A 10,995-nucleotide genomic window follows, 5' to 3' on the forward strand; every position below is an offset into this window, starting at 1 on the left:
TTTTGGACAATGGTATTTTGGCTTTTCCCTTCCAACTCTATTCTCCATTTCTTGAGGATCTGAGCATGGAATAACACGAGATCAGCCATGAGATGAGTTTTTGATGTTTTTTAATATGAATTCTTTGAGAGGCATAAATGCCTTGATGACCCGAAAAGTAATAACTCATGGAGCACGCAACAAAAGCGAATGGGCCAATGCGGTGGCGAAAATCTCCATGGCCATTAAGGTACAGGCAATCGGCGTATTGGAAGCCCCTCCAAAAACAGCGGCGAATCCGACCGCGGCAGAAGGCAAGCGAAATTGGCAAAATTAGAGCGAGGCGCTTCAAGCGTTGTTCAATAAAGACAAGTGGAATGAATTCACCCCCTAAATCCGGTTCCTATCGTCAGAGATGTGAAGATAGATTTGAGTAAGGGCTCATTCGTCCACTTGATTCGTTAAAGCGTCCTGGATGTAGGGGATTCCGGGCCCACACGTACCGATAGGTACCTTCGAGAAAGAAAAGAGTCACAACTAGGAATCCGCCAATGAGCGGCTTCAAAGGAGGATAGGATATAAATCGTTTCGCGGTTCTTTCGCAAGATGAGTACTCATGGAAAAAGTTTGGCTGAGATGCCAAACGCAATTCCCTAACTCCGACAAAAAAAGGGCTTTCGCATCAACCGAAGGAATCTCAACAGACGGAAATTGGGAATGAGGGGCTTGAAGAAGATGTGAAACACCGAACCCAACAAAGGAGGCGACGAAACACTCAAACCAGGCAAAAAGCCTGAGCTTACCGACATTAATCACTTCCATGCCGAACACCACTCCGGCCCATGGTGCACCAACGGCTGCGCCAAACCCAGCTCCAGCTCCTGCGGCGAGCAGAATCTTTCGCTCCTCGGGCTCGATCCTAAAGAAATGTGTCAGTTGATCCGAAAGCGAGGCCCCCAACTGTACGGCTGTTCCTTCACGGCCTGCTGAGCCGCCAAACAAATGAGTAAGGATTGTTCCCACAAGAATAAAGGGAGCCATATGGACGGGAATTACTTTCTTTGGATCATGAATTTCATTGAGAATTAGATTATTTCCTGCCGCCACATTTTTACCGAAGTGGTGATAGGTCCAACCGATAAAAAAGCCAGCAATGGGGAGCGCCCAGATAATAACAGGCGCCTTATCGCGAGTGTTTGTAGCCCATTCAAGTGAAATCAGAAAAACAGATGATGCAATACCGGCAAGAAAGCCGCTAATGGCACTGAAGAATGTCCAGCGGAGATAGCGGTTAATCAGTTTTGATTCGGTGTTTTTCAAGACCCACTCCCACCCTTAGTTTGGTAGGAGCCATCAGCACGACCTCGTTGCGAGCGGCGGTTAAGGGAGACCCCATTGCCCATTGCCTATTGCTTTGATGCTAGATGTGTTTATTCGCAATTGCAATGAGTTTAAAACTCGCGTCATTGCAATCAGAGGATGGGCGAACCGCTGGGCAAGCAACGGTCTTGGCGGGATCTTGATTTTTAGCTCAATGTACTATGTCCATTCGTGCTTGTTGATATCGGAATGGCGGCATACTCTGGTCCGCATCAATCGTATCCGGATGTTCGCCCTCCTCTCGTAAATATTATTGAATATATTCAGATTTTTGAGCCTGGTGGATCGAAGGATGCGATTGTAAGGCTCAGAGTGGGCGGTTGTCGAACGGGCGATCGCAAAGGCGTTCTCAGTTTATCGTCACAACCTGGAAAATCTGTTTGGGGATTTGCCCAAAGGTCTTTCGGGGGAGGAGTTTTTTAATTTTAATCCTGAATGATGCAATGAAGCAAAGAAAGACAGTCCATCACTGAGCAGTTGCAGGCCTGGGAAATGGACCTAATGAAAGTGGCCATTTTTTTTAGCTCATCTCCGAATGTTGAGTCCGCATGGTTTAAGAAACTCCAATCCATTCATTTAACACTTAATGAAAGCTCCTGGGTATTGCCGGGTATTCTTTGGTACTATTTTTCACTTGAAGATCGGGCAGAGGATTATCGAATAAAAATGGAGTTTAAAAATTCCGGTGCTATTGGAAACGAAATTTTTTCGGAAGGATCGGTTTTGCTAGTTTGGCCGACTTTCTTTTACTCGACTCTTTTTCCTCGAAATTTTTTGGCCACCCAATGCCTCAAACCAATAGGGATTTTACCAAGCTGGATCAGATCTTCATAGGGCTTGGAAATGTACTTGATGAATTTAGAGTGGACCAACGAGAACGTATGAATATTTATTCCTTGTTCAAAGAGATTCGGCCGGAATCCAGCCTTAGTCTTATCGCCGGAGTTTGCTGCAACAGTAGCTCAAAGACAAAATGGACTCCGGACCCTGAGCCTACTTAGTGAGGTGGATCAGATTTTTCTCTTAGACAACGCCTCTTGGCGAGTCAATCCCTCAGGGAGAATTGGCTCGACGACCGGCAATTGCGAAAATGTACGGAGAATTGGCCACTCTGGAGGGCTCTGCGGAAAAGCCAATCCACGGGCTGTGTCGAAGGCTTTTGCATAAATTCTCTATGCGCGATCGATTTACTTGGTGAAGGCGCACTCAAAAAGGAGGCGTTCTCTATTTTGACGTCCTTCAAACTCCAGACAAAATCGTGTCGTTCTTATTTTCACTAAGAGTGAATTTTTCACAGCAGCCCATCTGAGTTGTTCTGTTTGCAGCTTTCTTTAAAGAAGGCTGTGGCATGATCGGTGCTTTATGTTCGCTCACCTATGTTGTCTGTTATTCCTATGGAGGCTTGGAACTCATGAAATGGATATTCTGTTTAGTTGCTTTTGGTGTGGGATTGTTTTTTTACAATAGCCAATGTCATGCCAAAGGAAGGTAAATCGGGTCCACCTTCTCATCTCAGCATCGGAGATACTTTTCTGTTGGATTTGGACTATGGAGATATGGAGGTAGGGAATCAGAAACAAGAAGGAACAGCCGAAATTCAGTTAAATCAAGAGGTTAGCCGTCGATATCCGCTTGCCCAGTTCGGATCTTATGTTATCGAAAAAGTGGTCATAGTGGCCAAATCATTTGATGGAAAGGCTCAAGCCGAGCTTTTGTTGGACCTGAACTCGCTGACCATTAAATCAATACCAAAGGCGCGGGGATCTTTCTTGTCTAAAGAACGTGAAAGCTATGATCAGGTAGAGCTGGTAAATACAGAAGACCTCGATCAAGGGGAGCTTGGGAAATCCAGTTGAGGGCACTTTATCATTCATAGTGCTGTTCTTCATCTTAAGGTAATCAACAAAATTTTGGAAGCCTGCGGATTGATTCAGATTCATCGCAGGTTGCGAGCCCCGCAGCCCGAGCTCAATCGACGGAGCCAGAGGCCTCCTGGTGCAGGCGCCTGAACTGGTGGAGATCAGCCGGCGCCCGAACCAGTGCCTGAACCCGAACTGGCCTGTGTCTGATCCTAATAAGTTGCAAAAAACGATAAAGTGGAGATTGCTGCTCCGCCTAGAGCTGCCCCCCCTAAGGCTCTCGCCTAAAGCTGCTCCGCCTAGAAGCTGCCCCCTGAAACTGTCCCGCCTGAGGGCTGCTCCGCCTCGAAAAAATTGGGGGTGACACTTGTTTCTGTAATTCCAAAGAGCAATCCCAGCCGTATCACGAGGTTTCTCTAGATTTAGGCCTTGACGAAATTTTGGCCAGAGCCAACGTCGGGTTTCGTTTCCAGTAAATAAAAACAATATTGTTGGAGTAAAGATTTCGTGTGTTGCTGGATCAACAGAGATAATTGAGGTTGTTGCTGTGCTTCGGGACGGAAGCAGACGTTCGCTGTCAGAGCTCCATGGTCCTATAATGAGTGGTGACGAACTTGCGGTTGATTTAGGGTTTTGCAATCCCATTAAAGAAATTCTTGTCGTTTCACAGGGGCTGGGAGAGAAGAGCTGATGAATCGGCCAGATATCAGCTGAAGGCCATCCAGTTGCAACGATGAGCGACTTTTGGTCGGGGGGGCAGGGAGGACGGCTTCGCCCATTTAACAACCATTCATGGAGTGAAAGCAGAATTTGTGGGGCTCCTAACGGAGCCTGATGAGAGATTCGGTACAATCCATCCTTGGAGGGCCTACTAATTCCGGAAGATGGCTCAGGTTTTGTTTTCTTGATGCGTCCAAGAGCGGCTGTCACGGATTGAAAGTGGGAGAAAGTCCGGCGACTTGAGGGAGGAAATTTCAAATGTTCAACAATCCGATCCAGTGTGGCTGCAAAAACTTTCTCGCGCATAAGAGGGCGCTGCTGAGAGCCAATCGACTCTTTCCTTTGCAATAGTTTCTGTGACTTCCTGTTTCCAGATTTGGGGGGAGATTGCGAATATCATAGTAGCTGGGATTGTTTAGGATAGTGAGATTGGGGACGTTGCCGACTCCCGGTCAAATCAAGGACTGAATCCAGTCGATGAGTTCGTGTAGTCTCAGAATGTTGTAAATCTGTACTGTCACGTTAAACTGGATGACAAAGGGAGAGTCCTTCGCCCAACTCGAGATTTCATGAACGATCGACAATCTTTGTCCATTTGCTTGGGTAGCGTATGTAGTCTCAGTTCACCGTAAGCATCCAACACTCGCGTAAAAAACTCTTTTGAAAGTTTGCAAAGCACTTCAGTAGTTCCTGATTCAGGACTGTAAGGTTTGTGTATAAAAGAAACTTCCGTGCTGCGAGAAATGCCGTTCTTTGTAGTTCCTTTAAGAGTTCAGCGTCTCAGGAATAATGAGAGGTTCTCCTCCAGCCACATGAAAATTCCTGATATGGGGAAGAATTGCCTTGAAAGGGTTTGAACTTTTCTCTCCGATACCAGTCATATTTATAGCGCCATCTAATAAAAATGAGTTTTTCCCAAGGTCAATCTGGACCCGGTTCCATTCAAGAGACCATTTCTGCTTGCTCTCGGATTGACATGCGACAAACAAGATTGCAGAAGTTTCCAAGTCGGAGGTCCAGATAAGAGGGAAGGATTGTTGTTCGTCCACGTTGTTTAGTACTTTTATGATTTCAGCAATTCTGTCCGCGAATCGCCAGTTTTCGATTTGGCGTCCGCTTCTTTCCGCCGCACTTTCTACAGTTTTACATCTGGAGCAAGCGGCAGGCCACCTGCCCTTTAGCATCTGTCGTGCCGAACCCTCAATGAGGCTTGGGCATTTGAACTTTGTCTGGATCAGTCGTTTGTCACCTTTAGAATTCTTCCAAAGGTGGAACGAATGGAATTCCATACTCTTCAGAGGTACAATAAATTTGATGTTCACCACCAAGATTAATAAAACGTTGGATCAAGGCAAAAACGCAGAAAGATTCCGTATATTTTCGGGGAGTTGGCCCTTCAAAGTGGCGTTTTGGTGAATAGTCTCCTCGGAGTCATCAACATTCGTTCCCACGAATATAAATCTCCATCTTAAGGTGAAATACGAGATGTGGTGTCAGTTTCACTTGGTATACTTGCTCTGAATTGGCCGTGCCCGTGCTCGTGCTCGTGCCAACAAAATCTAGTTAAGTTTAAATCCGGGGCTATTGGCAATTTTGACGGAAGATCAAGCCCATATTTTATCGGCTTTCATGACGATGGTAGTCGATTGTTGCGGATGAAAGGATGAAGTCAAACATGCGGCTCGCAAGAAATGCGTAATATGGAACTGCGGTGGTCCTGTGTTCTTTTGCGTATGCCTCATTGTTTTACCCTTGGTTTTAGATAATGCTCGTGGTCCCTTTTACCCTTAGTGCTGCAAAAGACCTTCACCACGACCGGATACCTGGGCTCTTGGCTATTTTCTGCTGACCTCTCTGCTGAGCTTTATGGCGAGCTACTCCTGTCGGTGGTTGATTCCGTTGTAGGGGATCGATGCGCGTTTTGCGGGGAAGTTTATTTTTTATGGGTCTTGGATGTGTGGGTTTAGGTCTTGGCGGAAACTATATTTCTGTCCTGGTCGCCTCCGGAGTTCTAGGAATTGGTCAGGGAATTGGATCGGTTGCTCAGCACGTGCTTATTCAGGAAAGTTCACCCAGAATCCATTGGAACGCCTTTCTCAAGATGGCCTTCCATAGCAATTATGGGATGGCCTCCTTTTTAGCTCCTCTCACCTTCTCCTACGCTATCGGGCTAAATTATCCCTGGACCAAGATTGTTTTTTTGTTTAGCGGGATTCCCTTTATAATATTGAACTTTTTCGCTATTTCCTTTTCTAGAGGAAGAGGATTGCGAAATTCAAGCCCTAAGCTCATCTCCTGACAAGGGCTCAAAGGCATCAAAGGAATTATCGCATTAATGGCATTGGACAGGAAAGTTCTTCGGAGGAGCAAGGTGAGAGCAGAGGAGAGCAAATCAAATGGGGATTTCAAAGAAGACAGAGCCTTTGGATGGCCATGATAGTGGCAACCTACCTTGTTGAGAGCTGTCACTGACCACGCGAATAGTGCTTTATCTGAAGCGGAAGCTAGCTTAATGGTCGGACGCGGGTTCGGCAAATGCCCTCACTTGTTTTTCTTTTGATGTTTTTGAGTCGACTTGTTTTTTGTGGGTGCCCGGTTTACTCAAGAGCTCCAGTCGTCATGTGCTCTCATATTGGCTGATTTTTCTCCCTCTTTTACGGCCTGGGGCTCGTTATGATCCACGTCTTCCTAATTTTATGCGGCCTGAGCTTGGGGCCCTTCTTTCCAGTATTCTGGTAAACGGATGTCGTGGTTGGAAAACAAGCGGGTGGTGTGTTTCAGGATGCGAAATCTTTTGGAACCTTGATGACCGTCATAATACATTATAGCTTGGGCCGCCTCAACGATGAGATGGGGATTCAGTTGCGACTGTTATGGCTGGGTCACATAATGGCTCTGCTCTCTTCGTTTCTCATTTTATCAATTCTTGTAACCAAAAATCCATTGTCCCATTTGCGAAACTTGACGTCTAATCCATAGATCTGAAAAGCGCATCGGTTTTTCTCATCTGCCTTGTTTTGTTCCATTTCTTGTAGGCGGGTGGTCGTGGATCCGTGCTGAGACATTCTCTGATGGCGTGGAGAACCTCCTGAAGCAGGCATTTCGAGCGAGTCTGATTTTTCGTAAAGCGAAGAGCTCTTCCATCGCAGAAGATGAAATTCTGTTGGGCAGAATGAATCGGGTTGGTGACTTAGCCATCCAGAGGGAGCTTGCAGGTAAGAGTCCACTGGGGATATAAGGCTTTATATCAATACAGGTGCCCTCGACCATATCTAAGCCACTGATCAATATCCGGTTTATTCAATCGACAAAATTTGAACGACAGTCATACCTATCGCATTTGGTCGATGAGGGCTCCGCAGGCAAAAACCCCAAATTTTTTCCTTCCCAATCGAGGAGGGTGAACCTTCTTGAGAAGAGTTTTATTTTTATTCGATGAAATAGCCAGAGGGCCACAAGTGAGAAAAGGATTCCAGTCCGGCGGTCAGCGGCAGGCCCCGTCAATGTGCTCTGAAAAATGAATAGCACCATGACTGAGACAAGAAGTAGTCCCTGTTTTGGCACTCCAAACTTTTTCCGAGGAAACAGGACTAGATATGCCCGATCGGGCTCATAGAGATGGAATAGGACATCAAGTTTCCTTCTTGAAAAGAGCATACATATCAAGAACGAAGCAACAATCAAGAAAATCAGTTAATATTTGAGTGAGTGACCTGATCTGGTTGGGTCTCGACAAATTGACAAGAAGAGACGATGATGCCCTCGCTGTAGTCCTATAAATCACAGACCAAGTCCCGCTGGATAGTGCCCTGATTCGTGGGTTCTTTGAACCGGTAAAAAGGGAGCAGCTAATTCGATTGAGAGTTCCATTAAATGAATTTTGACATTTATCACATCTCCCTCGCGCATCGGATACTCAGAATTCGCCCCAGTCGTCGACCTGGACAACCGCTCCGGTATTTAGAGATCAAAGGTTCTCATGTCTATAACCGATCCTCGAACAGGCTCGAGATGTGGGAAGGAAATGGCTTTTCGGACAGCCTGAAGCCACCAGCGCTGTTCGGGATTTTCAATGGAATTCCAAACAACGGGAAGACACAAACCCGCAAAGCAAGGCAAATAGCAAGGTCATACCCAAGTCGTTGAGGGGAGAAATCATTGATGACAGATGCAACCACCGTTGTTTCCAACCTATGGCAATGAGAGAAAGGAAGGCATCGCGAGAGCCAGCGCGGCTTACGAAGGATGAAATGATTCCAGGACAAGGGAGAAGAGCACGACAAGGAGACTTAACGAAAATTTTGTTAACATTTGAACGAGTTCATCAATGGCGTGGCCATAAGGAAACTACTTGCACAGGCAGGTGAGACTACTTGATGCCTAAAAATATGAAGGTGATGGCAAGAGAGGATTTTAGGGCGATTTCGCATGAAGATCCTCTCGATTTGAAAAAATGGTAACAGTAACTACTCACTCCAGGCGACGTATTTTTCGCGCCTCGATTAAATTCTCTGAGGCTAAAAATTTTGATTATTTTCAAGTGAGGCCTTTTTACGTGAAGCGCCTGACTGGTAGGAGGCTGGAAAATAATTTGGGTGGTAGGTTGCTTTGGAAACGCGGAATTCTGCCTGAGTTGTGAAAAGACAGGGTCGATCACTTGTAAAATCGGCAAGATAATTAAGGAATGTCAAACCTCCCGGAGCGATGGTTCAGGATTGAGGCGCCAATCATCTCTTGCCGTGAGCTTTCCGGCGTTAATCAGTTATAACAACCCCGGCGGGAAAACGGCTGATCGAGGCGGACCTGAGGCCGATGAGGTTGGAAACAGGCAATTTCCAAATCGGCGATAAAGTTACCTACCGGTGGGATAGAATGGCCTTAGCCCAACGTGTACCAGAGGTTGAATGTTGATTCCTGCATGACGAGGCCTGCAAGAAGGCTCAAGTTAAATTGAGAAGTCGCAGGAGACAGTCTGTCGATTCGGTCAAATGAATTTAGCTGAAAGGTAAAGTCCTCGGTGGTTGCAATCTGCTGTATCTGACAGTCCATTTGGCATTCGGAGGCAGCCAAGACCGAATAACAGGAGGTTGATTTGGGCTTGTGACAAACTTGGTGAATATGGTTATCCTTTTCAGCTCGAACTCTCAGATTTTTAAATTCCAGAGTCCATTCCTTTTTTGCGAGAGATGGATTCTGCTTCATTGACAGTCGGTACCAAGTTGGTAGGTGAAGCTTCATAGCCACGTTAATAGACTCGCCAGCGTGATTCTCAGCAATGCCTTTGGGATCAAATATAACAACCTTGAGATCTCGGCGACCATGAAGAACCTGGCGATTGGGAACAATTCGATTTTTGAGGTGGTGGGCTGGTGCATGGAAGCCATACTTGTCCATCTTTGTTGGAAATGAAGGAGATTACATCCATGGATCGGCTGCTAGATCACCTGATGGATCAAATTTTAACTGAGAAGGAGTCGTCAAATAGCAGTTGCTCCAAAAGTGGTTGGTCCAACATAGCCCCAACTACTTGGGAAGGCGAAAATTGTTTAAGGTACCAATTCCTTAACAAACTAAAAAAATCATCTGTTTGCGTATTTTCCACCGTATATGTATCGGAGGATTGCGCTAGGCGATGAGTCTGGCAACAGAATCTAAGCTCAAAACTAGTGGTGTGGTCCTTTGGCTTTCTTGGCTGCTGAGCGCATAATGGTATTGCAGTTATTGGCCAAAAGATGTGCAAAATAGTTCTTTCTCTTTTTGAGAGGTAGAGTGTGTCAAAATCAAAATATCTTCATGGTTACACATCAGAAGAGCAAGCTCGATTGGAAGACTCCAGAAAAGCGCCTTCTTGGACCTATGTTTATGAAGGTGGGTTCAAGAGACACAAGCTTTGCTTGAGGTCGGATGTGGCGTGGTGCCCGCAAAGTAAAATTCTTTTGAAGATTTTCTTCGATTAAAAAATTGGTGGGTATCGATATTTCCGAAGACCAGCTCAAGAGTAGCGAGAGAGACCTTGGCCCAGGGCTTCTGGACAACTCCGGCCAGGCTGCACATCAGTCCGATGCAGAGACCTCGCGATTCTAAAGGGACAGACTTTTGATGGAGCCTTTTATATTTGGTTTTTGGAGCATGTGCCGGACCCTCTCTGTTCTTCGAGAATTGAGAAAGTATTGATCGGATTGAAGTCATACTTTTTCGAAGTGAATAATTCTAGTTTTTGTTGATCCCCTTGGTCCGGCTATTTTGCGGTACTGGATCGAGTTCAATGATTATCAGTGGTCGATCAAAGGACACCCCTATGTCCCGGAGTTCAGATAGGAAATGTGATGCAAGCGGGAGTATAATAATATCATTGAGTTAACACAGGAAGTCTTCATTTTGACGCTCAAAATCAGCCGCATGATCGCGAGAGGTTTTTCTATTTTTAGGATCTGTTATTAAGTGCAGCTCCCGCCTTGATAAATGATAAGCGCATTGCTCCTGACCTGATAGAAGACGTGAAAAAAGGTTTCAGCCGTTCAGGGCGAACCCTCCGGCATTAACTGTTTTACTCTTTGGGGGTAGGAAGCTGAGCAAGTCTTGATTTTGAAGGGATTTGCTGCGCTTTGGTAAAATCAAGCGTAGAGAGAATATGATTTGAAAACCTCCAAAAATTCCCGTTTGCATAAAGAAGTCTTCTTCTCTCATCTTTGCTTGCTGTCCTATCTGACTTGGTTGAATTGGTGTTTTTACGTTTATAACAGGGATCTTGGGCTTTTCAAATAAAGGGTTGTGGAGTCTTTTTCTTCGGTTTTAAGGTTTGATTTGGTTGCCAATCGTTCTTTCAAATCTTCCGGTGTTGTATTTTCCTTACCGAGCAAATGGCAGCTTGAAGAGCTACCTAAGCTTTGACTCTTTCGCTTGCTGTTGTTATTAATTTATTTGTTTATCTCTTTGAATTTGGCTGATATCAGGCTCTATCAATTGACGGGTAAAGAAGCACGATAGAATTTTTGAAATTAATAGAGATATCGGGAATCAAGCTGTTCAAGTGATTGTGTATTATTGGTATTTGTCG

10 protein-coding genes and 1 pseudogene are annotated in these 10,995 nt (G+C 45.5%); 6 read left to right on the forward strand and 5 right to left on the reverse strand.

Annotated features, from left to right (window positions below; all coding sequences use genetic code 11):
- Positions 1 to 115 precede the first annotated feature (115 nt).
- A complete protein-coding gene (locus tag IPJ71_19760) occupies positions 116 to 316 on the forward strand; it encodes a hypothetical protein (protein MBK7845878.1) in 201 nt (66 codons plus the stop codon).
- Between the two features lie 224 nt (positions 317 to 540).
- Here IPJ71_19760 and IPJ71_19765 read toward each other — a convergent pair whose 3' ends face one another.
- Complete coding sequence (locus tag IPJ71_19765; protein ID MBK7845879.1) at positions 541 to 1,299, reverse strand: chloride channel protein; 759 nt, start codon at positions 1,297 to 1,299, stop codon at positions 541 to 543.
- A 249-nt stretch (positions 1,300 to 1,548) separates the two neighbouring features.
- Here IPJ71_19765 and IPJ71_19770 point away from each other — a divergent pair, with 249 nt between their 5' ends.
- The 3 genes from IPJ71_19770 (at position 1,549) to IPJ71_19780 (ending at position 3,215) form a co-directional block, all read left to right on the forward strand.
- Complete coding sequence (locus tag IPJ71_19770) at positions 1,549 to 1,782, forward strand: hypothetical protein (protein ID MBK7845880.1); 234 nt, start codon at positions 1,549 to 1,551, stop codon at positions 1,780 to 1,782.
- Between the two features lie 69 nt (positions 1,783 to 1,851).
- On the forward strand, positions 1,852 to 2,193 hold the full coding sequence (locus tag IPJ71_19775) for a hypothetical protein (protein MBK7845881.1): 342 nt from the start codon (positions 1,852 to 1,854) through the stop codon (positions 2,191 to 2,193).
- 641 nt (positions 2,194 to 2,834) lie between these two features.
- Positions 2,835 to 3,215 carry a hypothetical protein gene (locus IPJ71_19780; protein ID MBK7845882.1) on the forward strand — a complete coding sequence of 127 codons (381 nt, stop codon included), beginning with the start codon at positions 2,835 to 2,837 and terminating at the stop codon, positions 3,213 to 3,215.
- Positions 3,216 to 4,702: 1,487 nt separating this feature from the next.
- Here the strand turns inward: IPJ71_19780 and IPJ71_19785 are convergent.
- Complete coding sequence (locus IPJ71_19785) at positions 4,703 to 5,227, reverse strand: hypothetical protein (GenBank protein ID MBK7845883.1); 525 nt, start codon at positions 5,225 to 5,227, stop codon at positions 4,703 to 4,705.
- A 623-nt stretch (positions 5,228 to 5,850) separates the two neighbouring features.
- Between IPJ71_19785 and IPJ71_19790 the strand changes: the two genes are divergently transcribed.
- The gene (locus tag IPJ71_19790) at positions 5,851 to 6,237 is read left to right on the forward strand and encodes a hypothetical protein (protein ID MBK7845884.1); all 387 of its coding nucleotides are present in this window, start codon (positions 5,851 to 5,853) and stop codon (positions 6,235 to 6,237) included.
- Positions 6,238 to 6,820: 583 nt separating this feature from the next.
- Here IPJ71_19790 and IPJ71_19795 read toward each other — a convergent pair.
- From IPJ71_19795 to IPJ71_19805, 3 genes and pseudogenes are all read right to left on the reverse strand, one after another.
- Entirely contained in the window at positions 6,821 to 7,039 is a 219-nt protein-coding gene (locus tag IPJ71_19795) for a hypothetical protein (GenBank protein MBK7845885.1), read from the reverse strand.
- 195 nt (positions 7,040 to 7,234) lie between these two features.
- A pseudogene (locus tag IPJ71_19800) lies at positions 7,235 to 7,339 on the reverse strand (SAM-dependent methyltransferase).
- Between the two features lie 1,477 nt (positions 7,340 to 8,816).
- Positions 8,817 to 9,332, reverse strand: coding sequence for a hypothetical protein (locus tag IPJ71_19805; GenBank protein ID MBK7845886.1), 516 nt, complete (start codon positions 9,330 to 9,332; stop codon positions 8,817 to 8,819).
- Positions 9,333 to 9,709: 377 nt separating this feature from the next.
- Here IPJ71_19805 and IPJ71_19810 point away from each other — a divergent pair, with 377 nt between their 5' ends.
- Entirely contained in the window at positions 9,710 to 9,895 is a 186-nt protein-coding gene (locus IPJ71_19810; GenBank protein ID MBK7845887.1) for a hypothetical protein, read from the forward strand.
- The last annotated feature ends 1,100 nt before the right edge of the window (positions 9,896 to 10,995 follow it).

The organism is Bdellovibrionales bacterium (assembly GCA_016714165.1).
Lineage (GTDB): Bacteria > Bdellovibrionota > Bdellovibrionia > Bdellovibrionales > UBA1609 > JADJVA01.

What these genes read in the sequence shown, in the direction of transcription:
- IPJ71_19775 (MBK7845881.1), top strand. Translation starts at nt 1,852, where the DNA reads ATGGACCTAATGAAAGTGGCCATTTTTTTTAGCTCATCTCCGAATGTT.
- IPJ71_19760 (MBK7845878.1), top strand. Translation starts at nt 116, where the DNA reads ATGAATTCTTTGAGAGGCATAAATGCCTTGATGACCCGAAAAGTAATA.
- IPJ71_19795 (MBK7845885.1), bottom strand. Translation starts at nt 7,039, where the DNA reads ATGCCTGCTTCAGGAGGTTCTCCACGCCATCAGAGAATGTCTCAGCAC.
- IPJ71_19785 (MBK7845883.1), bottom strand. Translation starts at nt 5,227, where the DNA reads ATGGAATTCCATTCGTTCCACCTTTGGAAGAATTCTAAAGGTGACAAA.
- IPJ71_19780 (MBK7845882.1), top strand. Translation starts at nt 2,835, where the DNA reads ATGCCAAAGGAAGGTAAATCGGGTCCACCTTCTCATCTCAGCATCGGA.
- IPJ71_19805 (MBK7845886.1), bottom strand. Translation starts at nt 9,332, where the DNA reads ATGGACAAGTATGGCTTCCATGCACCAGCCCACCACCTCAAAAATCGA.
- IPJ71_19770 (MBK7845880.1), top strand. Translation starts at nt 1,549, where the DNA reads ATGGCGGCATACTCTGGTCCGCATCAATCGTATCCGGATGTTCGCCCT.
- IPJ71_19790 (MBK7845884.1), top strand. Translation starts at nt 5,851, where the DNA reads ATGCGCGTTTTGCGGGGAAGTTTATTTTTTATGGGTCTTGGATGTGTG.